General features: G+C 74.5%; 28 protein-coding genes. 1 reads left to right on the forward strand and 27 read right to left on the reverse strand.

The genetic code is table 11. The features are described from left to right. Nucleotides 1-665 (reverse strand): hypothetical protein (locus D450_RS31370; protein ID WP_152520921.1); only part of this gene is annotated, 665 nt, incomplete at its 3' end. A gap of 10 nt (nucleotides 666-675) precedes the next feature. Beyond that, nucleotides 676-1,242, reverse strand: coding sequence for a hypothetical protein (locus D450_RS0126075; RefSeq protein WP_017541564.1), 567 nt, complete (start codon nucleotides 1,240-1,242; stop codon nucleotides 676-678). A 326-nt stretch (nucleotides 1,243-1,568) separates the two neighbouring features. Between D450_RS0126075 and D450_RS31375 the strand changes: the two genes are divergently transcribed. Further along, the gene (locus tag D450_RS31375; protein ID WP_017541565.1) at nucleotides 1,569-2,594 is read left to right on the forward strand and encodes a site-specific integrase; all 1,026 of its coding nucleotides are present in this window, start codon (nucleotides 1,569-1,571) and stop codon (nucleotides 2,592-2,594) included. A gap of 155 nt (nucleotides 2,595-2,749) precedes the next feature. Here the strand turns inward: D450_RS31375 and D450_RS0126085 are convergent, their stop codons facing one another. The 25 genes from D450_RS0126085 to D450_RS33790 form a co-directional block, all read right to left on the reverse strand. After that, nucleotides 2,750-3,121 carry a hypothetical protein gene (locus tag D450_RS0126085; RefSeq protein ID WP_017541566.1) on the reverse strand — a complete coding sequence of 124 codons (372 nt, stop codon included), beginning with the start codon at nucleotides 3,119-3,121 and terminating at the stop codon, nucleotides 2,750-2,752. Next, nucleotides 3,118-3,366 (reverse strand): hypothetical protein, encoded by a 249-nt coding sequence (locus tag D450_RS0126090; protein WP_017541567.1) that lies wholly within the window; start codon nucleotides 3,364-3,366, stop codon nucleotides 3,118-3,120. The genes D450_RS0126085 and D450_RS0126090 overlap by 4 nt, the downstream gene beginning before the upstream one ends. A 62-nt stretch (nucleotides 3,367-3,428) precedes the next feature. Continuing rightward, nucleotides 3,429-4,619, reverse strand: a complete 1,191-nt coding sequence (locus D450_RS0126095; protein ID WP_017541568.1) for a helix-turn-helix domain-containing protein — start codon at nucleotides 4,617-4,619, stop codon at nucleotides 3,429-3,431. A 300-nt stretch (nucleotides 4,620-4,919) separates the two neighbouring features. After that, entirely contained in the window at nucleotides 4,920-5,642 is a 723-nt protein-coding gene (locus tag D450_RS0126100; protein WP_026128781.1) for a hypothetical protein, read from the reverse strand. Continuing rightward, nucleotides 5,639-6,451 carry a ParA family protein gene (locus tag D450_RS0126105; RefSeq protein ID WP_206539670.1) on the reverse strand — a complete coding sequence of 271 codons (813 nt, stop codon included), beginning with the start codon at nucleotides 6,449-6,451 and terminating at the stop codon, nucleotides 5,639-5,641. Before D450_RS0126105 ends, D450_RS0126100 begins: the two co-directional genes overlap by 4 nt. Nucleotides 6,452-6,763: 312 nt before the next feature. Next, complete coding sequence (locus tag D450_RS0126110; protein ID WP_017541570.1) at nucleotides 6,764-7,474, reverse strand: beta clamp domain-containing protein; 711 nt, start codon at nucleotides 7,472-7,474, stop codon at nucleotides 6,764-6,766. A 25-nt stretch (nucleotides 7,475-7,499) separates the two neighbouring features. Then, a complete protein-coding gene (locus D450_RS0126115) occupies nucleotides 7,500-8,258 on the reverse strand; it encodes an exonuclease domain-containing protein (protein ID WP_017541571.1) in 759 nt (252 codons plus the stop codon). 109 nt (nucleotides 8,259-8,367) lie between these two features. Further along, nucleotides 8,368-8,583 carry a hypothetical protein gene (locus D450_RS0126120; protein WP_017541572.1) on the reverse strand — a complete coding sequence of 72 codons (216 nt, stop codon included), beginning with the start codon at nucleotides 8,581-8,583 and terminating at the stop codon, nucleotides 8,368-8,370. Between the two features lie 97 nt (nucleotides 8,584-8,680). Next, entirely contained in the window at nucleotides 8,681-9,064 is a 384-nt protein-coding gene (locus D450_RS0126125) for a hypothetical protein (protein ID WP_017541573.1), read from the reverse strand. An 86-nt stretch (nucleotides 9,065-9,150) separates the two neighbouring features. Beyond that, the gene (locus D450_RS33120; RefSeq protein ID WP_017541574.1) at nucleotides 9,151-9,540 is read right to left on the reverse strand and encodes a hypothetical protein; all 390 of its coding nucleotides are present in this window, start codon (nucleotides 9,538-9,540) and stop codon (nucleotides 9,151-9,153) included. 84 nt (nucleotides 9,541-9,624) lie between these two features. After that, on the reverse strand, nucleotides 9,625-9,783 hold the full coding sequence (locus tag D450_RS33775; RefSeq protein WP_017541575.1) for a hypothetical protein: 159 nt from the start codon (nucleotides 9,781-9,783) through the stop codon (nucleotides 9,625-9,627). Between the two features lie 23 nt (nucleotides 9,784-9,806). Further along, on the reverse strand, nucleotides 9,807-10,262 hold the full coding sequence (locus D450_RS0126140; protein ID WP_152520922.1) for a hypothetical protein: 456 nt from the start codon (nucleotides 10,260-10,262) through the stop codon (nucleotides 9,807-9,809). A 90-nt stretch (nucleotides 10,263-10,352) separates the two neighbouring features. Then, nucleotides 10,353-10,523, reverse strand: a complete 171-nt coding sequence (locus tag D450_RS33780; RefSeq protein ID WP_017541577.1) for a hypothetical protein — start codon at nucleotides 10,521-10,523, stop codon at nucleotides 10,353-10,355. Between the two features lie 101 nt (nucleotides 10,524-10,624). Beyond that, nucleotides 10,625-11,161: a DUF3307 domain-containing protein gene (locus D450_RS31380; RefSeq protein ID WP_017541578.1), complete on the reverse strand. Its 537-nt coding sequence runs from the start codon at nucleotides 11,159-11,161 to the stop codon at nucleotides 10,625-10,627. A gap of 808 nt (nucleotides 11,162-11,969) precedes the next feature. After that, nucleotides 11,970-12,347 carry a hypothetical protein gene (locus D450_RS0126160; protein ID WP_017541580.1) on the reverse strand — a complete coding sequence of 126 codons (378 nt, stop codon included), beginning with the start codon at nucleotides 12,345-12,347 and terminating at the stop codon, nucleotides 11,970-11,972. A 94-nt stretch (nucleotides 12,348-12,441) separates the two neighbouring features. Beyond that, the gene (locus D450_RS31385; protein ID WP_017541581.1) at nucleotides 12,442-12,705 is read right to left on the reverse strand and encodes a hypothetical protein; all 264 of its coding nucleotides are present in this window, start codon (nucleotides 12,703-12,705) and stop codon (nucleotides 12,442-12,444) included. Nucleotide 12,706: 1 nt separating this feature from the next. Further along, nucleotides 12,707-13,321, reverse strand: coding sequence for a hypothetical protein (locus tag D450_RS0126165; protein WP_017541582.1), 615 nt, complete (start codon nucleotides 13,319-13,321; stop codon nucleotides 12,707-12,709). Nucleotides 13,322-13,409: 88 nt separating this feature from the next. Beyond that, complete coding sequence (locus tag D450_RS0126170; protein WP_017541583.1) at nucleotides 13,410-13,601, reverse strand: hypothetical protein; 192 nt, start codon at nucleotides 13,599-13,601, stop codon at nucleotides 13,410-13,412. 42 nt (nucleotides 13,602-13,643) lie between these two features. After that, the gene (locus D450_RS0126175; protein WP_017541584.1) at nucleotides 13,644-14,000 is read right to left on the reverse strand and encodes a hypothetical protein; all 357 of its coding nucleotides are present in this window, start codon (nucleotides 13,998-14,000) and stop codon (nucleotides 13,644-13,646) included. 254 nt (nucleotides 14,001-14,254) lie between these two features. Continuing rightward, nucleotides 14,255-16,411, reverse strand: coding sequence for an FtsK/SpoIIIE domain-containing protein (locus D450_RS31390; protein WP_039821013.1), 2,157 nt, complete (start codon nucleotides 16,409-16,411; stop codon nucleotides 14,255-14,257). A 76-nt stretch (nucleotides 16,412-16,487) separates the two neighbouring features. Next, nucleotides 16,488-16,934, reverse strand: a complete 447-nt coding sequence (locus D450_RS0126185; RefSeq protein WP_017541585.1) for a hypothetical protein — start codon at nucleotides 16,932-16,934, stop codon at nucleotides 16,488-16,490. Nucleotides 16,935-16,991: 57 nt separating this feature from the next. Further along, on the reverse strand, nucleotides 16,992-17,168 hold the full coding sequence (locus D450_RS33785; RefSeq protein WP_017541586.1) for a hypothetical protein: 177 nt from the start codon (nucleotides 17,166-17,168) through the stop codon (nucleotides 16,992-16,994). Then, nucleotides 17,165-17,344, reverse strand: a complete 180-nt coding sequence (locus D450_RS0126195) for a hypothetical protein (protein WP_017541587.1) — start codon at nucleotides 17,342-17,344, stop codon at nucleotides 17,165-17,167. Before D450_RS0126195 ends, D450_RS33785 begins: the two co-directional genes overlap by 4 nt. Before the next feature lie 30 nt (nucleotides 17,345-17,374). Continuing rightward, nucleotides 17,375-17,587, reverse strand: a complete 213-nt coding sequence (locus D450_RS0126200) for a hypothetical protein (RefSeq protein ID WP_017541588.1) — start codon at nucleotides 17,585-17,587, stop codon at nucleotides 17,375-17,377. 317 nt (nucleotides 17,588-17,904) lie between these two features. Then, nucleotides 17,905-18,841: hypothetical protein (locus D450_RS33790; protein WP_039821014.1), on the reverse strand; the 937-nt coding region annotated here is incomplete at its 5' end.

Here is an 18,841-nt window from a genome sequence, read left to right on the forward strand (position 1 = left end):
CCCCCCAGTTCGGCTGCCCGCCTGCGCACGTCCCGCTCGTCGGCCTCGGCGCCGGCCACGTCCATGCCCAGGACGCCGGCGGCCCGGTGCAGGGGGGCGATCTCGCCCTCGGCGGCCTGCTCGGAGACCCACCCCTGGACGCCGATCTCGCGCATCCGCGCCAGATGCTCCTGGCGCCGGTGCTCGGCCCTGAGGGTGTCCACGGCCGCGGCGGCGTGCATCCAGGCCTCGCGGTGCCCCTCGACGGGGTCGTCGCCGCGGGTGGCGGCCTCCGTGGCGCGGGCCTCGTCCAGGGTCATGGGCACCCACTCCGAGGTGCGCAGCCGCGCGGCCAGGTCGGGGTGGGTGTCCTCTAGCAGGTCGGCGGCGCGGTCGGCGGGCACGGGGGCCCACTGGATCTTCAGGCGGATCATCTGTGACTCCTTGTAGAGCTGCCCGAGGCGGGCGGGCTTCATGTCCAGGGCTGCGGCGGCGCGGCGCTGGGCGCCGTGGTGGCCGTGCGCGGCGGCTTGGGCCTCGACCTCGGCGGCGACGATGCGGGCGCGCTCGGCGCCGGTCGCGGAGGTGACGTCGCGGCGGATGGCGTCGAGGACGTCGAGCGCTTCGGGCCGGGGCAGGGCGCGGATTCTCTCGTAGTCGATGCGGTAGTAGTCGGCGGGGCGCATGTCGGTCTCCTCAGGCGCGGGCGCGCAGGGCTGCGCCGATGTGGCCACGGTGCTGAATCCACCAGGCGGCCTCGGTCCGGTCGGCGAGCAGGCGGGTGATGTCCTCGGCGGCCTGCTCGGCGCTGGCCCAGGTGCCCAGGTCGGCGGTTTCGTAGCCCATGCCCTCGCCCAAGACCAGGTCGCCGGCAAGGGTGGTGGTCAGTGCGTCGTCGAGCCACTGGGTGCGGATGTCGGCGGCGCGGGCGACCTCCTTCGGGGTGCCCTGGATGCCGGGGAGGCGGAGGGCGGCGTGGGCGTCCGCGCGGCGCTGGTCCTTGCAGGGGCGGCAGTCGCGGCGGGGGCGCGCCTCGGGGTCGGGGTTGCGGCGGGTGGGCTGGACCGGGTGTCCGCAGCGGTAGCGGGGGGTGGTGTCCACGGTGGTCTCCTTGCAGCCGAAGCGGATGCGGCGGGCGAGGGAGGCGGCGGAGACGATCCACCGGCCGGCGGTCTTGACGGCGGCGACGGCGCCGATGCGGCACCAGGTGCGGATGGTCGGGACGGTGACTCCGGCCTGGGCGGCGGCTGCGGCGGTGTCCATCTGGGCCTCCTGTTTCGCTGACACTCCTAAATATAGTGCGCCCTAGATGGTATGTCTAGAGCAATCTAGATATTCCTGTAGCAATCCTCCTCGCCCCCCTATCTCGGTGGTCCCCCGGGCGGGCCTGCCGGCCGCCCCGCGCACCACTCCCCGGGCATGTAGGCCTCGCGGAGCCGGCCGTAGGGGCTGCGCACCTGCCCGAGCCGCCGCCCCGGTGGCATCATCGGGGGAGGACACCGCCGATCCCGGGAGCCGCCCGTGACCGCCCGCCAGCCAGCCCGCGCCCGGCGCACCCCGGCCCCGCGCCCGGAAAGCGGGGCGCGCCCGTGAGCGCGGCGGACCGGGACGGCGCGCTGCTGCCCGCGCTCCCGGCGTCCCCCGTAGGGCAGGTCGAGCCGCTGTCGGCGTCCGCGGCCGAGGACCTGCTGGCCGGGTGGGCGCCCAACACCCGCCGCGCCTACGCCGCCGACTGGCGGCGCTTCGCCGCCTGGTGCGCCGGACACGGCCGCACCGCCCTGCCCGCTTCCGCGGCGACCCTGGTGGAGTACTTCTCGGCTCGGGCACGGGCCGACCCGCCGCCGGCCCCGGCCACCCTGCGCCGCGCCCTGGCCGCGATCCGCGCGCTCCACGAGCTGGCCGAGCACCCCCTGGCCTCGGACAAGGCGGCCAAGGTGATCTCCGGCCACGCCCGGAGCCTGCGCCGCCGCAAGCGCCGGGCCCACGCGATCACCACCGAGGAGCTGCGCGCCATGGTCGCCGCCCGCCCCGGCGGCGACCTGCGCTCCCTGCGCGACCGCACCGCCCTGGTGCTGGGCTACCACCTGCTGGGCCGGCGCTCGGAGGTCTGCGCCCTGGACGTCGGCGACATCGACTTCACCGCCCACGGCCTGGAGGTCTACATCGCCGCCTCCAAGACCGACCGGCAAGGTGCGGGGGCGCGGGTGCAGGTGGGCTACGGGCGCCACCTGGAGACCTGCCCGGTGCGTACCACCGGGGCCTACCTGGCGGCTCTGGCCGAGGCCGGGGTGACCTCGGGGCCGCTGCTGCGCGGGATCGACCGGCACGGCCGCCTGGCCGGGGCGCCGGCGGCGGCCGGGCGCCCCACCGGCGGGCGGATGGACCCCAGGTCCTTCGGCCGCATCATCAAAGGCCTGGCCGAGGAGGCGGGGCTGTCGGGGGTGAGCGCGCACAGCCTGCGTGCCGGACCGGCCACCGCGCTTGCCGAGGCCGGGGTGGACCGGGCCCATATCGCCCGCCGCGGCCGGTGGGCCCCGGGGTCCAGCGCCCTGGAGGGCTACGTCCGCCCGGCCGAGGACCGCGCCCGCGACCCGTTCGGCCGCCTGGACCTGTGAGGGCGCCGGGGCCACTAGGTGCCCCGGCGCCCCGGGCCCCGCCTGGGGAAGGGGTCGCCCGCGGGGCGGCCCGGGCGGGGGCGGCCGGCCCCCGGGGGGCGGCGCTGGGGCCGGTTCCGCCGCGCCTCCGCGCTCCTGTCGGGCGGCGCGGGGTCTCAGAGCGCCTGCAGGCGCGCCGGGTCGCCGTCGGCGGCGGCCTTGAGGAAGGCCTCCAGCTCGTCCACTGCGGAGAACGGGCGCGGCGCCGGGCGCCCCGGCCGGCGGGGTGCGGCCCACACCCACCGGATCCTGCCCTGGGGCATGACCCCGTCGGCGCCGACCACCCACTCGGCGCCGTAGACCGCGCGCAGCGCATCGAGCCGGGCGTGGACCTCAAGGGCCGCTTCCAGTTCGTCCCGGGTGGGGGCGGCGACCTCCTCGGTCCTGCCGGGGTACTCGGGGTCGGGGCGTGCGGCGCAGCAGAGCCGGACATGGCCGCGGTTGCTGCGCCGCGTATGGAAGGTCCACTGCGTGCTCATCGTGCTCATCGCGCGAGCTCCCGGACGACTTTGGCGAGCTGGTCAGCGGTCAGGGGCCGGGCGATGCGGCGCTGTGGGGTGCGCAGGCTCTCCCGGAGCCGGGCCGCGGATTCTGCGATCACGGTCGGCTCCACGTCGTCGTCGACCGTGCGGGTCGCCACCCACAGGGTCCCCTGCGCGGACCGCCAGATCCGCCAGCCGGGCGCGTCGTCCTGCAGCTGCTGCAGTTCGTCGTCGCAAGTGGGGAAGGCCATGATCGCACGCTAGGGGCCGCGACCCCGGTGAAAGTTCAGCGGATTGAACCCAGTGCTGCTGGTCAGATGGCACCCATCCGCCAGGCGATCCCCCGCAGGGTTTTGTCCTTTACCGCCGTCATGTCCCGGACCGTTTCACGCACCAGCGGCGAGTGGCGGACCTGGGCTGGGGAGAGCCGCTCGGCCTTGTGCAGTTCGCGGGCGGCCTGCCGGTCGCGCCCGAGCATGTGCAGGGCCCTGAACCGGTCCATCAGCAGCGCCGCCCGGCGGTTCTTGGAGGCCAGGGCGCTCAGGTCCACCCCGTCCGAGATGCGCATCGCCTCGGCCGCGTCCCCGGCCTCCACCGCCAGGGTGGTGCGCCAGACACCGACGTTGGCCACTCCGAACAGCTCCCAGGCGTGCGGGTCGTCGGGGACCTCGAACCGGGCCGCCAGGCGGGCGGCCTCGGCCGCCTGCTCCCTGGCCGCGTCGTGGTCCCCGCAGACCTGGTGCGCCAGCGCCGAGGACAGCCGCAGCATCCCGTGCACCTGGTGCGCCATCGCGTCGTCGCCGATGTGCGGCTCCAGTTCGTCGGCGATGCGGGGCGTGTCCAGCAGTGCCCTGGAGCGGTTCGCGCTGGGGCGGGCGTGCGCCCGCTGGTAGGCGGCGGCCGCCCACCACACCGGATCCTCCAGCCGCGCCGCCGCGGAGCGGGCCCGGTCTCCGCAGATCCAGGCCAGGTCCGCGTGGCCGAAGTGCCGCATGACGATCACGGCCAGGCCGGCGGCGGTGATCAGCTGGCGAAGGGCCTGGGAGCGCTCCGGTTCGCCCAGGTGCGCGGCCGTGTGCAGTTCCTCCATGACGCCGGGCAGGGTGCGCATCATGGCGTCGTAGTCGGTGGCGCGCAGCTGGTCGTCGAGGGTGCGCAGGTCGGCGGCGACCAGGTCCGGGGGGCGCACGGGCACGTCCGGCGGGTCGTCCAGGGAGTACTCGTGCAGGACCTCGCGCAGCCGGGTCAGGTTGATGTGGGGCAGGCGGGCGGCCAGGTCGGGGGCGGGCTCGCCGATGAGGTCGTCGGCGGCGATTTCGAGGGTCTGGGCGATGGCCGCGATGTCGGCGCGCTTGTCCAGGGGGAGCCGGCCGCGCTCGACCATGCTCATCCAGCCCTTGGACCTGCCGATCAGCCCGGCCAGGACGTCGATGGACATCCCCCGGGCGCGGCGGGCGCGGCGAACCCTCTCGCCGATGGGGGTGTCGGGGGTATCCTGGGGCACGGCTCCGCCTCCCTGGTTGGTCGCACTTCCAAGGGTAGGGCGGGGCTTTTTCCGTGTCAGGGCTTCGCGCCCCGAGCGGGCGTCGGCCGAATCCGGGCGGCCCGGGACCGCGGGCGAGCCCGGGGCGGGGCGGTCAGCGCTGCAGTAGGCGCTGGGCTTGGGCGATGTAGTCGACCACCGGGGCGGGTGTCGGGCGCGACGGTGCGCACGGGGATGCGCCGCAGTGCGGTCAGGTCAAGGCCTGCATGGGCGGTGGGTCCTGCCCAGGGCAGCCAGGAACAGGGCCCACCGGGAACGCTCTTACTGGTCGAGTTCGTCCAGCTCGTCCAGGAACCGCGTCAACGCAGCGGCTTGTAGGTGGCCCAGCAGCCCCGGGCGTGCGATCCGGCGCATCTGCGCGGGGAGCATCTCCAGCTTACCTCGCACGTCAGAGTGCAGTCGGGTGCCGCTGCTCCTGCTGGCCGGCGGGCAGAGCCCGGCTTGGATCTGGTGCTCCACCGCCATCTTGGCGGCCTTGGTGGGAGCGGCGGGAATCGCCTCGAAGGCCGCGTTGAGGTAGTGGTTCATGGCCACCACCGCGCGCCCGTAGGCCTTCTGGTCCCGTTCCACCCGCTCCTGCAGCCGGTTCCACAGGGGCTCGGGCAGTCGCACCGTGTGGGAGTCCCATTCACGGGACTGCAGGCGCGCCCTCATCGCGCTCGCTTCGAGCCGGTCACGGGCCGTCCCGCCGCTGGAGGTGTTCGGCGAGCGCGTGGGCGTCGGCGCCGCCTGCGTGGCGTCGCTGGAGGGCCGAGTCGAAGTGTCCGTGGAGGCGTCCGGTCCCGATGCCCTCTCCTGGGGCGCGGTGGCCTCACCCTCCACCTCAGGCGCCTTGGTGGGCGCTGCCTCGGCCTGATCGGGCTCGGGCTGCGTGGTGGGCTCGGCGGGGGCGGTCATGCCCCCTGGTACGCCGATCGGCTCGACGTTGGGCACCAGGGTGGAGGTGTTGCCGGGGCGGTTCCGGGGCGGCTTCCTGTTGCTCATGCTGCGATCCCCAGCTTCTGGATCAGGTGGAGGGCGTGGTCGTCGATCAGGGTGGTCACATCAGTGCCCCCGCGCAGTGTCCGGATCGGCACGGCGGCGTCGTTGGCGTCTTTGACCACGGCGCGCTCGGGGATCTGCGGTGCCCAGAGGCTGTCGCCGAAGGTGTCGGGCATGCCTTCGAGCTGGTGCTGGTGGGCACCGAGGTTGGAGCGGACCCGGGTCACGATGACGCCGAGCAGGGTCAGTTCCGGGTTGTAGAGGTTGCCCGCCTGGAGGTCGATGAAGTCGCGGGTGCGGACTGCGCCCTCGACGTCGTCGTATTCGGGGGCCGAGGCGATGAGCGCGTGCCCCACTGCGGCGAAGGCCAGCTGGGTCAGGTGCCCTAGGGACGGCGGGCAGTCCACGAGGACGACGTCGAAATCGTCGTCCGCACCGTCCAGGACGGTGTCCAGCCGCCGTACCGCACCGGTCACGGACGCCTCGCTGATCCGGTTCTCCAGGTCAAAGCGCGATGGCGCCACCCAGATGCGGTCTTCGTAGTCGCCTCCCCATGCGCACGGCTTGATGACCTGCGCGGCGATCCCCGGTTCGGCCTTCTGGATGGCCTCGGAGATGGTCGGCTGCGGGTCTGCCGGGTCGAAGGCGACGCCGAGGCGTCGCGACGCATTGGCCTGGGGGTCCATATCGATTACGAGCACCGAGTGGCCCTTGACCGCCAGTGACTCGGCGAGCCCGAGCGTCAAGGCGGTCTTCATGGCCCCGCCCTTGTTGTTGTTCAGCGATACCCGCTTATGCCGCTTCGTTGGCACTGTCTGTTCCTCCGATCGCACGCCCTCCCTGCTGCCGCGCCGCTCGCGCGCCTACATGTGCGACCGCTTGTGCGATTACATCGCTGACTGTGCGAGCGAATGTGCGACTGCAACCTGCTCAGGAGGTAGCTGTGTTGGTTCGCAGCATCGTACAGCACACTTTTCTCTCGCCCCAGCGCTATACAGCACGCCTCTCGGTTCGAGCGTAAATAACCCTGCCCGGAGCGACTGCTCCGGGCAGGGTTGCACCACAGACCCACGGCCCTCTCTGGAGGTCGGCAGGTGGGTCATCCGACTCGGTTGGAGGCTTCCCTACGTGCCGATCAGGCGCTCGATGGTTTGCTCGGGCTCAAGCGCGCCAGCGGTGGGCTCCGCGTTCTGTCGGGTCGGCGCGACTATAGCGGCGAAGTCGTCCCCGCTGGTCACCAGGTAGTGACCGGGGAGCTCGGGGGAGGCGGTCTGGCGGCCGCAGGCGGTGATGCGCACGCCTCCTCGCCCGCGCAGGAGCGGCACGTCCAGCCGCGCCGCGTGGTCGGGCCGGATGAGCACCTGGGCGCCGGCCTCGGCCGGGGTCGGCGCGAACAGGGCCCGCCAGTCGGGCCACCGGTGCGGGGCGATGGTGTCCAGCACGCTGGTGACGCCCGGCGGGGTGGGGGTCCTGTAGTACACCCGGAGGCGGCCGTCCCCCTCCAGCGACAGCTCCGCCGGGCTGTCCGCGTCGATCCTGGCAAGGCGGCCCAGGGTCCACAGCATCCGGTCGGCGGCATCGGGGGTCAGGGTGAGGGCCAGGTCGCCGGTGGTCTCGGCGTTGTCCACCCGGGCGGCGGCCAGGGTGTGCCGGTCGGTGGCCACGGCGACCAGGCCGCCGCCGGCGGCCTCCAGGCGGATGCCGCCGAGGACGTGGTGGACGCCGCTGTCCTCCTCGGCGCGGTGGGGCGCCACGGCCCCCAGCGCCAGGTGCAGGGCCCCGACGGTGGCGGTCGCTCGGGCGTCCTGGGGCGGGGCGGCTTCTGCGGTATCCATGCTCATGCTCTCCTCCACGTGGGTGTCAGGCGCGGGGGCGGATCGGCCAGTGCGGGTCGATGTAGGCGCGCGGGTCGCGGGTGCGGCGCAGGCGCTCCTGCCGGGCGGCGGCCTGGTCGGCGTAGGCGCGGCGCTGCTGGGCCTGCAGCTCTTCCAGGCTGGTGCGTGCCAGCCGGGGGTGGGCGGTGGCGATGGCGCCCACGAGGCGGGCGGCGGCTTCGGCGTCGGCGCGGGCTTCGTGGGCGTCCTGCAGGTCGACGCCGTAGTGGGCGCAGACCGCGCCCAGGTTGCGCGGGCCGGGCCGGTGGGGGTCGGCCAGGTGGTCCAGGGCCATGGGGTCCAGGACTCGCAGGCGCTGTCGGCACTCCAGTACCAGTCCGGCGCGCACCAGGGCGCGGTCGACGAAGCTCAGGTCGAAGGGGGCGTTGTAGGCGGTCAGGGGGGTGCCCTGGTCCAGGGCGTGCTCCAGGTGGGCGCGGACCTGGGCCAGCACCTCGGCGGCGGGCCGCCCGTGGGTGCGGGCGTGGTCGGCGGTGATGCCGTGGACGCGCACGGCCTCCTCGGGGAAGTCGGTGCCGGGCTCGGGGGCGATGAGCCAGCGCCGCACGGTCGGGGCGCTGTCGGCGGCCAGGCGGACCAGGGCGATGGAGACGATGCGGTCGTTCTCCTCGTCCAGGCCGGTGGTCTCGACGTCGAGGGCCTCGACCGCGGTTACCGGGCCCCAGATCCCTGCCGGGGTCGCGTGCTCGGACCGGGCACCCCGGGTGTCATGCAGCGTGACCATTCCTATCCTCGCTGTAGTCGCTGGGGGTGCGGCGGCGCCCGGTCCCAGGGCGCCGCCGCCTGCCTGTGGGCGACCAGGGGCGCGGGCCCCCGGTCGGCGGTCCTGCCCGCTACTCGGTGGGGCCCTCGGAAGGCCGCGGGAGCGCGGCGACGTAGGCCGCGACCGCGCTCACGATGAGCACCTGGGCGGCGCCGCACGCCATGACCAGCGGGTGCGGGATGAGCACGACGAGGGCGCCCTGGACGATGAGCATGCCGGCGATGCCCGCTAGCGGGAGCGCGGGGCGGTTCGCGAGGCGCCGGATGAGGCCGCGCTTGCGGTTCATAGGGGTCCTTTTCCTGTTCGGTCGGGTGCTTCGGGTCGGGGCGGGGTGCCACCCCCGCTTCCCAACTACATATATAATATAATATATCTGGTTGGTGTCAACCGCCCCCGGGCCCGAACTGCCACTCGAAGGCCCTGGACAGCAAAAAGCCGCCCTCCCCCGGGGGTGTCCGGGAAAGGGCGGCTCGGGATCGGCTCAGCGGTTCGGGCTGACGGAGAGCACCCGGATGGCGGCGGGTCTCGGCGCACCCGCCTCGTGCCAGGGCGATGAACAGGTCATCCCCCTGGTCCAGGGCGGCGCGGACCGCGGCGGCCTGGTAGGCCGGGCCGACGCGGATCCGCCAAGTGCCGTCGGGGGAGCGGTCGGCGGCGTGGTCGTCTCCGACTGCGTCGGGGCGCTGGGAAGGGGGCAGGCCCCGCAGGTCCCGGGGCGACCAGAGGAGGGGGTCGGCGGTGACGGTGTAGGAGTCGGGGCGCCACATGAGGTGTAGTTCCTTCCTGGAGTCACGGCCCGCGGGGCGGGCGGAAGATGCATCATCGCGCGGGGGAGCCGACGGGCGGGTGCGGTTCAGCGCCGGCCAGCACCCCGAACGCAGGCGTGGCGGGCCGCCTCGCGGGCGGCCTCGGCCCAGGCGTCCAGGACCTCCTCGTCGGGCCACAGGACCTCGGTGCGGTCGCACCGTGTGCAGTGCCAGCGGGCGCAGGAGCGGGTGCGGGGCTCGGTGACATGGATGTGGCCGGGGATCTCGATCGGCGTGACCAGGTCCAGGGGGATGCCGCCGGAGTAGCCGTACAGCGCGACCACGCCGTGCCCCTGGGGCGACTCCCAGGCGCGCGAGCGTGTGCGGGCGGTGACAGGGGCCCGATCCGGGCCTTGGACGAGGGCCAGCACCGGGGCGCCCACGGCGCGGGCTTCGTTCCATTCCCGGGCAGGGGTCTGGCAGATGGTGGCGGTCACCGTGTCCTCCTCACGGGTCAGGGGTGCGGACCGGCGGTCCCTCCCGCCCCCGGCGCGGGCCCGGGGACGGGAGGGGCCGGCCGGTCAGGCGTCGAGGCCGACGTGGACCGTGAGGGCGGGCGCCTCCTCCAGGCGCTGCACGCGGCCCCCTCGCTGTTCGGCCAGGGCGATCTCCTCGGCGCTGACGCCCCAGGCGTGGACGACGGTGTGCGGCTCGATGGGGGTGGTGAGTCGGTAGTGCACGGCCCTCTCCTCAGTCGGCGCGTTCAAAGAAGTGCGGTGATCAGGACGGTCAGAGCGATCACCCCCGCGGCCACGCCCGCCGCCCCCGCTGCCAGGGCGAGACGGACGGCGCCTCGCACCTGGTGCGCGCTCAGCTGGCGCTGGCCCGCCAGCGTGTTGACCTGGTCGGCCATGTAGGCGGCGGCGTCGATGCCGGTGATCCGGAGTCGGTGTGGGCGGCGCGGTGTGAGGGTCCCGGCGTTCTCGGCCGCGATGGCGGCGTCGATGTCGGCCAGGTCAAAGCCCCGGGCCATGACCCCTTCTTGGGGGAAGGGGAACGGCAGGGGGTGCACCCCGGCCCGGCTCAGCTGTTCGTGTACCGCCTTGATCGACAGGCCCAGTGCCGTGGCCAGGTCCCAGGTGTGCATCCGGGTGCGGCCGGCACTGGCGATCGCCTCACGGGCGGAGGTAAGCACGGTCGGGGGGAATGGTTCGGGCATCGGTTCCTCCAGGAGGTGGGGAAAGGCAGGCCGGTCGGTCCTTCCCCGTGCCCCGACCCGCGTGGCCGGGGCACGGGCGGCTCCGGGCGGTCAGCGCTGGTCGCCGTCACCGAGGTGCAGGGGGCCTTCCGCGGAGGACCGGATGTCGATACCGGTGGCCTCCCGGGCCTCCTCGGCGGTCATCTCCTGGCCGTTCACGAGGATCTTTCCGTCGGTGATCTCCACGTCCTGGCCCTTGGTGGTGAAGTTGATGAAGGACATCTCTCGCCTCCTGCGTCGTTGTCGGGGCCCGTCCGGGTCCGGGCGGGTCCCCCCGCCCCGCCCCCGGTGAAGGGGCGGGGCAGAGGCACCGTCCGGCCCCCTCAGGCCCCGGCGCCCTGGGAGGCGGCTTCGGTGGCGCGGGCCCGGCGCGAGGCGATGTCGGCGGCCACCAGCAGGGCGGCGCTGAAGGCGGTCAGCAGGCCGGCAAGGGGGAGCGGGGCGGCGATCGCGACCGCCGCGGGCACCAGCCAGAGCATGTGCCAGGCCTGGTCCATGTGCGCGGCCCCGCCGCCGTCGTAGAACCCGATCTTGTGGGTCCACCGCTCGGTGGCCAGGACCAAGCCCCTGAGCGTGGAGCGCCGGTCCGCCCAGAAGTGGCTGACCGCGTTGATGCCCAGGCCGGTCAGCAGCGCCGCCGGGTCGATGGCGGTGCCGGTGGCCCCCAGCACCAGGGCCAGCACCGCGCCCTGGGCGATGGTCAGCGTAAGAACGTGGGCCGTGCAGGCCTTGCGGCCCTCGTGGTCGCACCGCCCCTTGTTCAGCGCCTGGTGGTCGGACTGGATCAGATAGTCCCCGACGTGGTGGCCGGCGTAGAGGGCGGCGAAGACGATGGCGGCGGTGGCGGTGTCTGCGAACATGGTGCTGCCTCTCTGTGAGGTGCGGGGCCGACTCTGCTTGGCGGTGGGGCGGCCCCGCCTTTTCACTGTCCTACTGTCCGTCTTTGTATGTTTTAAATGTACGGAGCCGTACATTTAAAAGTCAAGGGGGCGCCGGAGAGAATCCGGCGCCCCCTCGGAGTGGACACGAAGAGCCTGGTCAGACCACGTCCTCGGGGTCGTAGTGGTCGTGCCCCGGCAGTTCGCCGGCCGCCAGTGGCGGGGGCCGGCGGGNGGGTCCAGGCGGCACAGGTCGGCGATGCCGATCACCGCCGCCACCCGCCCGTGGCTGCGGTGCTCGATGACGATCCGCTCGCCCATAGAGGCCCGGTGCACCAGCTCGGGGAGCATGCTCCGGGCCGCGGTGGGGGTGATGACCGGGTCACTCTCCTGCGCGCCCGCGCGCTCCAGGCGCACGATCGCCGCATAGGCCCGCCCTCCCGTGCCCAGCAGGGCGATGCGCCCCCGGGCGTAGGTGGCCAGCGCCCGCTCGGAGACGGTGGTGCGCTGCTCCTCCTGGGAGGGCAGGGGGGCCTCGGCCACCGCCGCCCGCACCTGCTCGGGCGTCAGCGGCTCGCTCATGTCCGGCTGCGGCAGCTTCGACGGGTCGGGCACCGGGCCGCCGATCCGGGGGCCCCGGCGCTTGATCCCCTCACCCATATGGGCACCTCCGCACACTTTAAATGTCCTATTTCGTACATTGCAAGCGTACACATCAGGAGGTCTGGAGGGAAGGGCTATTCCAGGGAGTCGACCGGGCGCAGCCCCGCCTGAACAGAGCCGGGGGCGGTCAGAAGGGCGGGGGGTCGCCGCCGAAGGCGAACTGCCCGGGGCGGGGCCGCAGGACTATCGGCTGCAGCAGCACGGGCCGCCCCGGGGCCTCCACCTCGGCGCGGGCCGCGCGGGCGGGACAGCGCCGGCAGGCCACCCGGTCGCGCGCCCCCCAGGGGACCTGCCATAGGTGGCCGACCGCCTTACAGGCCCTGGCGCGGCTGCAGTGCGGGCACACCGCCCGCTCGTGGTGAAGCGTCCAGCCGTCCTCGCCGTCGGCCGCGGCCCGGTGGGCCTCCTCGGAGGCGGCGAACAGGACCTCATCGCCCTCGCGGTCCTCCATCGCATGGCCGCAGTCATCGCATATGAGTAGGTAGTAGGTGGCGGCGGTGATCATTGAGGGCTCCTTCCTCGTCGGTGCGCGGCCCGCAGGGCCGGCAGGGAGCGGACAAGGGGCGCCGGGCCCTTGCCCGGCACCCCTTCCGCCGCCGTCAGCCGCAGTTCTTGTGCCGACTCCACTCGGCGGGGTCGGCGGGGTTGAACCAGCCGCCGCACGCGCAGGGCTGCAGGCCGCAGCGGCGTGCCAGACTGGTGGGGGCCGGAGCGCTCCTGGCAGGGATGCGCCGCTCCGGGCCTTGGGGGGCGGGTGCCTGGGAGATCCAGGCCCCGCCCGCTCTCGTGTGCACCTGCCCGTCCGTCAGTACGCCGCGGCGGGCGAGTTCGGCGCCCAGGGCGCCCATCCAGGGCCGGTCCATATCAGGCCTCCCTTATGGTGTCGGGGCCGCGCACGGACAGGCCATCGCAGGTGCGGCCGGGCGCGGACAGGTGCAGGACGGTCCCGCCGGACGTCAGGGCCTCGCGCAGCCTGGGGGGCAGGCGGTAGGCGCCCATGCGGCACCGGGTCGGCGTGGCCGAGACGGTGGCCACCACGGCCACGCCCGTACCGCGCCCCAGCCGGGCCACGTGCTCGAAGGCGGCGGCCTCAGCCCCGTTGAGGGGCCAGGTGTCGGCGTCGTCGGTCAGGACCACCATCAGCTCCCGGGCGGGCTTGCCCACCGCCCGGTCGGCGGTGCGCTGCTCCACCTCGGCCTGCAGCTGCTCCAGGGTGGTCGGCGGGGCCGCGTGGCCCGCCTGCTCCAGGTAGTGGGCGGCCGAGAGGCTGCTGCGGCCGGGCAGGGCGGCCACCCGGCCCCCGCCGGCTGCCGCGGCGGCGGCCAGGCACGCGGCCAGATGGGACTTGCCCGTCCCGGCGGTCCCGGCGATCAGGCAGTGGGCGGTGTGCTCGGGGGCCAGGGGGCCCCAGCACACCGGCAGGCCCTCGGCGGTGGCGCCCAGGGGGATGTAGGGGTTCATCGTCGCGTTGGCGTGCATCGTGCTCCTTGGTGTGGTGTCGAGGGGGCGGGCCCGGCCGCCGGGCGGCGGGCAGGGGCTGGCGGTCCTGTCTGCGGTGGGCGCGGGCTCACCGGTCGGCCACGTACCACTCGTGGTAGTCGCACCACCGGGAGCCGGGCTCCTTTGCGGCGCCGCAGTAGGTGGAGCCGGGCATCCCGAAGGCGGTCTGGAAGTCGCACTCGCCGGGCGCCAGCTGGCGCTCGGGCACGTCGCGGCAGCGGCGGTCGGGAACCTCGCCGGCGGGGTCGGTGCTGCTCACAGGTGTCCTCCTGTTCGTCTTCGTCGGTGCGGTGGGCGGTGTTCAGGCCGCGGCGCCCTCGGCGCCCCGGCGCGGGAGCACCTCCTGGGCGATGAGCACTGCCAGGTGGCCGGTCAGCCGGTCGGCCAGGGCTTCGACGGCGCCGATGTCGGCGGGGTCGTGGGGTTCCAGGGCGTTGATGACCTCGGTGCGGGAGGCGATGGCCAGGGCCAGCTCGCGGCCGCGCCAGTCGCGGGTGTCGCCGGCGGGCATGGCCACCACCCGCATGTCGCGCAGGCGAAGGGCGATCACCGCGTCGGCCGGGGCGTTGTGCGCGCGCACGGCCAGCACCTCGGCCGCGGTCACCTCCGGGGTCGCCGGGGCCGTGTCGGCGGGCGGGATCGGCGTGTTCTGGAGCATCGGCGAACCTCTCTCGTTGGCTACTTTCCGTGTTCATGGATCGGACGGTTCGGCGGTGGCCGGGCGGTGTCCGATCGCGCATCCGGACACCGCCCGGACGCCCGATCGGACACCGCCCGTCACCTGCAATGACGTGGTTCCGGGGGCGGATTCGGCCACCGGGGTGCGCCCGGTGGCCGAACCGGTGATCTTGCAGGTCACGGGCAGTGACGGGTGTTGCGGGGTGGGCGGTGTCCGATCCCCGTGTTGATCACTCACTGCAGCCGCCAGCGGCCGCGGTGCCCGCCCTCCTTGGCGACGATCCCGGCCCTCTCCAGCTCGGCGAGGGCGTTCTTGACCGCGGTGCCGGAGTAGCCCGTGAGCGACTGCAGCTCGGCCGAGGAGGCGCCGCCGGCGGCCCCGGCCAGGGCCTCGTGCACCGCCTTCTGGGCGCCCATCCAGTCCTCCTGGGCCGCCGGGGCGGCCAGGGGCCCGGTGTCGGGCAGGGTGGCGACGAACTCGGCCGTGGCCTCGTCGTCGGAGGCGTCCCAGACCGCGATGGGCGCCTGGTCGGCGTCGCGGCCGGTGCCCTTGACCACCGCCCATCCGGCGCCGGTCCAGGTGTGGTTGGGCCAGCCCGACCCCAGCACCTGGCGGGTCTCGGTCTCTCCGGCGGTGCGCAGCACCACCCGCACGTCCATGACCCCGTTGATCTGGCGGTCGATGCCATCGCCCAGGGTGGGCTTCTGCGTGGCCCACTCCAGGTCGATGCACCTGGCCCGGCCGGTGCGGGCCAGGGAGATCAGGCCGTCCATGATCGGGGTGTCCTCGCTGTCCATGGCCATGACCTCGGCGCCCTCGTCGACGATGACGACGATGCGCGGGTCCTTCTCGGTGGGCGTCCAGCTGGCCGTGCGGCCCAGGCGGCGCAGCTCGTTCCCGCGGCGCTCGTTCTCTCCGGTCAGCTGGGCCACCCGCCGGGAGATCTCCTCCGGTCCCACGGCGGTGATGACCTTGCCCTCCCACAGGGCGCTCTCCTCGCCCTTGCCGTCGATGTAGACGACCCTGGTGGGCTCCTGCGACAGCAGCAGCTGGGCGATGCGCACCCTGACCAGGACCGACTTTCCGGACCCGGAGGTACCGGCGATGAGCTTGCGCCCCGCCGGTAGGTCGACCGCCAGGCCGGTGTCGGTGTCCAGGCCGATGCCGCGCACGCCCGGCCGCCAGCGGGTGTCCAGCGCCTTGCGGCGGGTGCGGATGTAGAGCCGGGCCTGGTCGGCGCGCTCGCCGGGAAGCACCTCGGTGCGGGCCGAGGTGGGGACCCCGAGCATCGTGCGCACCAGCCCCAGGTTCTTGCGCAGCCGCTCCAGGGTCCAGCGCTTGTCCAGCACCAGGTGGATCCGCAGCCCGCTCTCCTCCAGCCACCCCTCGGTGGGGCTGACCCCTTCCAGGCCCCGCGCCTTGGCCAGGTCCTCCCACCGGTCCACGCGATCGGTGATGTGCCGCTCGGCCGGAGTGGGCACCAGGCCCTCCTGCCGCCCCGGGGCGGGGGAGCCGGGCGCACCGGAGGCGCCCCGGGGCGCCTCCGGTGCGCCCGGCTGCGGATCGGCCATTGCGGACACGGCCTCCTCGGGACCGTGGGCCGGTTCCGGTGCGTCCTGCTCGGCGCCCCGGGGCGCGGCCGGGGGCGCCCCCGCCCCGCCCCGGGGCGCAGCGGGCCGCGCTCCGGGGCCCATGGCGGGCCGCCGGGCGCCGGGGGCCGCCCGCGGTGCGGGCGGCGGCTGCTCGGTCACCGAGGTGGTGGCGGCCTGGGCCTGGGCGCGCCCCTGCAGGGCCAGCCACGCCCAGGCCGCCGGCCACACCAGGAACCCCGCCCACACCCCGGCGGCGGCCGCGGCGAAGGGCCCGGCCACCACGCAGGCCGGGACCAGCAGCTGGCGCATCAGCCGCATCGAGCGGGCCGCGGTCACCCGCACGTCGACCTCGAACTCGGAGATGATCCGGTTCTCCAGCCGGTCAAGGGCCTTCTTGGCGGCCTTCTTCTCGGCCGGGTCCAGCACCTTCTCGGCCCGCTTGGCGGCGGCCAGGCGCTTCTTGTCCAGCTCGGCCTCGGCCTCGTCCAGCTTGGCCTGGCGCAGCTGGGGGTCCATGACGTAGTTCATGGCGATGCCCCACCGCCGGTGCCAGGCGAACAGGGCGTAGGTGTTGCCCGCCTCGACGGCGGCGCGCAGCCGCACCCCGGCCCCGGGGCGCCCCGGGGCGCCCTGCTCTTGTTCGGGGGCGGGCTCGGGGTCCTGGGCGCCCAGCAGCCGGGTTGGGCGCAGCGCCGGGCCCCCGGGGTCCTGGGCGGGCTCGTTCTCCTCCGGCGCCTCCGGCGCCCCGGTGTCGGGGACCGGGTGCAGGTGGCGGCGCGTGGGGTCGGTGGCGTGCATCAGCGTCCTCCAACGACGAGGGCCGCCGGAGGCTGATGCCTCCGACGGCCCTGGTGAACTGCGGATCCCGGCCGTGTCATGCGCCGACGGCGCCGCCGACGAAGGACGCCACCGCCTGGGCGCCGGCCGAGTGGATGGTGTCGATGATCCCCGGCAGCCACCCGCCGGCCGCGCCGTGCGCGGCGATCGGCGTGATGATCAGCGCCGTGGTGGCCTTGGAGTTGTAGGTGTGGTCCTTCCACAGGTCCATCACGGTGACGGCGAACCCGGCGATGCACACCACCCCGTAGATGGTGGCCATCGACAGCGGCTCGCCGATCATCGACCCGAACGTGCTGGTGAGGGGCTCCATGATGTTGTTGGCCCACCCCACGGCGGTGGTCGACATTGCCGAGGCGTACAGCAGCATCGACCCGGCGAGGCCGACCAGCAGGGGGACCAGGCCTCCCCACAGCTTCATCGTCAGCTTCTTGTCCAGCCACTTCGCGGCCGCGAAGCAGCAGATCGCCAAGAATCCGAACAACGCGCGTTTCCTTTCAAGCGGGGCCGCCCCGGGGGCGTGCCCCCGGGGCGGCGGGATCTAGCGGGACGGGGCGCCCTGGCGGGCGGTGCGCATGCGGGCGAAGACCGCCTCGACCGGTTCGCCCCGGCGCCCGCGGCGCCGGGCGGCCGCCAGGGCCGTGGACACCAGGGCGGTCAGGGTGACCGCGGCACCGATGAGCACCAGCGCGGTGGCCGCGGAGACGACCGCGGTCATCGGACCGCCCCCGCCCCGGCGGCCCGGCGGGCGCCGATGAGCAGCACCACCGGCAGCACGGCGGCGGCCGCCAGCACCAAGGGGTGCATCTGGCCGGTGAGCAGACCGGCGATGCCGAAGGCCAGCACGGCCACCGCGGCCGCGCACAGGGCGAAGTTGAACAGGTGGGACAGCACGACAAACCTCCAGGTGGAGAAAAAGGCAGGTCAGAGAGTGAAGAGCGGGTCCTGCACGCTCTGGGGCAGGAACCGCCGGGGATCGGCCCGGTGGGCGGCCGCGTCGGCGTCGGCACCGAAGTAGCCGATGCGCTCGGGGCCCATCGCCCCGCAGCCGCACACCAGGCGGGCCAGGTAGGTCTCCTCGCCGATGTCGGTGAATCCGCCCCAGCGCTCGATGCGCGGGGCGCACCGCCCGCTCACCGGGGCCGCCGGCCGCGCTGGGGGCGGTACTCGGCCGCCGCTGGAGCGGGCGCGGTCATGGGGCCACTGGGCACAAGGGGCTCCTCCTTTCCTCTCGGGTGTGCGCAGCGGTGAGGGGCACCGGCCGTGTCCTCCGATTCATCCGGCGACTCGTCCGGGCCTGGGCCCGGCGGCATCGGCGGCGGCATCGGCGGCCTCGCCCGCTCTCGGAGTGGTGGGGGCGCCCACCCGGCAGGACGGGCCGGGTGGACACGCTCACCCCCCGAGGGGGTGGAACAGGGGCCCCGGGGGCGCGCCCCCGGGGCGGGGCTGGTGTCCTACTCCTCTCCGAGCGTGCTCAGCAGCCGGTGGTGGGGGTACTTCTCGCGCCAGCGGCGGATCGTGCGGGGCGAGCGGTCGAAGTGCTCGGCCGCCCCCCGGACGCTGGGGCGCTCGCCCTGCTCCAGCCGGGCGTTCATCCATTCGGCCAGCGCGGCGGCGTTGGCGTCCAGCTCAACCTCCTGCTGATGCACGCGGGGCGCGGCGCGCCCCGGGGCGGTGTGTCCGGCGCCCTGGGGCGCCTGCAGGTCGCCGGGGGCCGCGCCCCAGGCCTGAGCCATGGCCCCGCCGAACCCGGCCGCGTTCTGCGAGTCAAGCTCGGACAGGTCGTCGGGGACCGCCACCCCCTGCCCGGCGGGGGGCAGCGCGGTGACCGGCTTGGCCATCTCCAGCTCGGCGCCCAGCTTCACGCGCTCAATCAGGATGTCGGCGGTGACCCTGTCGGTCTTCATCCGCTCGTAGCCGCGCATCTCCATGTCCGCCAGGCGCTCCTCGTGCTCGGCCTGCCGACGCTTGCGCTCGCCCTCGGCCTTGGCGTTCTCCAGCTTCAGCTGCGCCTCGGTGCGCGCCTCGACGTAGTTCGTCTCGCGCTCGATCTCGGCCAGCTCCTCCAGCTGCTCGGGCGTCAGGTCGCTGGACAGCCGCGCGGCCTGCGCCCGCTCCTCCTCGGCCCTCTGGGCCTGGCGCTCCTCCTCGGCACGCCGCCGCTCGGCCTCGGCCTGGGCCCGGCGGCGCCGGGCCTCCAGGCGCTCGCGCACCTGCGCGGCCACGTCCTGCAGCGCCCAGGCCCACAGCGTCTTGCCGGCCGCGGGCACCAGGGCCAGCACCAGCAGCAGCTTGTCCAGCTGCCAGGCGTGCAGGGCCAGGATCACCACGACCCCGGCGGTGACCGCCCAGCCGGTGCGTACCAGGCCCGCGGGGGCCCGGCCGGTGCGG

Origin of the sequence: Nocardiopsis halophila DSM 44494, from assembly GCF_000341245.1 — a bacterium.
Taxonomy (GTDB): domain Bacteria; phylum Actinomycetota; class Actinomycetes; order Streptosporangiales; family Streptosporangiaceae; genus Nocardiopsis_A; species Nocardiopsis_A halophila.

Coding starts and splice junctions, on each gene's coding strand:
- D450_RS0126110 (WP_017541570.1), bottom strand. CDS start 7,474: ATGGATACCGCAGAAGCCGCCCCGCCCCAGGACGCCCGAGCGACCGCC.
- D450_RS0126175 (WP_017541584.1), bottom strand. CDS start 14,000: ATGCTCCAGAACACGCCGATCCCGCCCGCCGACACGGCCCCGGCGACC.
- D450_RS0126120 (WP_017541572.1), bottom strand. CDS start 8,583: ATGAACCGCAAGCGCGGCCTCATCCGGCGCCTCGCGAACCGCCCCGCG.
- D450_RS0126085 (WP_017541566.1), bottom strand. CDS start 3,121: ATGAGCACGATGAGCACGCAGTGGACCTTCCATACGCGGCGCAGCAAC.
- D450_RS31390 (WP_039821013.1), bottom strand. CDS start 16,411: ATGCACGCCACCGACCCCACGCGCCGCCACCTGCACCCGGTCCCCGAC.
- D450_RS0126075 (WP_017541564.1), bottom strand. CDS start 1,242: ATGGACACCGCCGCAGCCGCCGCCCAGGCCGGAGTCACCGTCCCGACC.
- D450_RS33785 (WP_017541586.1), bottom strand. CDS start 17,168: ATGACCGCGGTCGTCTCCGCGGCCACCGCGCTGGTGCTCATCGGTGCC.
- D450_RS33780 (WP_017541577.1), bottom strand. CDS start 10,523: ATGTCCTTCATCAACTTCACCACCAAGGGCCAGGACGTGGAGATCACC.
- D450_RS0126140 (WP_152520922.1), bottom strand. CDS start 10,262: ATGCCCGAACCATTCCCCCCGACCGTGCTTACCTCCGCCCGTGAGGCG.
- D450_RS0126100 (WP_026128781.1), bottom strand. CDS start 5,642: ATGAGCAACAGGAAGCCGCCCCGGAACCGCCCCGGCAACACCTCCACC.
- D450_RS0126115 (WP_017541571.1), bottom strand. CDS start 8,258: ATGGTCACGCTGCATGACACCCGGGGTGCCCGGTCCGAGCACGCGACC.
- D450_RS0126090 (WP_017541567.1), bottom strand. CDS start 3,366: ATGGCCTTCCCCACTTGCGACGACGAACTGCAGCAGCTGCAGGACGAC.
- D450_RS31380 (WP_017541578.1), bottom strand. CDS start 11,161: ATGTTCGCAGACACCGCCACCGCCGCCATCGTCTTCGCCGCCCTCTAC.
- D450_RS0126165 (WP_017541582.1), bottom strand. CDS start 13,321: ATGCACGCCAACGCGACGATGAACCCCTACATCCCCCTGGGCGCCACC.
- D450_RS0126160 (WP_017541580.1), bottom strand. CDS start 12,347: ATGATCACCGCCGCCACCTACTACCTACTCATATGCGATGACTGCGGC.
- D450_RS0126125 (WP_017541573.1), bottom strand. CDS start 9,064: ATGTGGCGCCCCGACTCCTACACCGTCACCGCCGACCCCCTCCTCTGG.
- D450_RS31385 (WP_017541581.1), bottom strand. CDS start 12,705: ATGGACCGGCCCTGGATGGGCGCCCTGGGCGCCGAACTCGCCCGCCGC.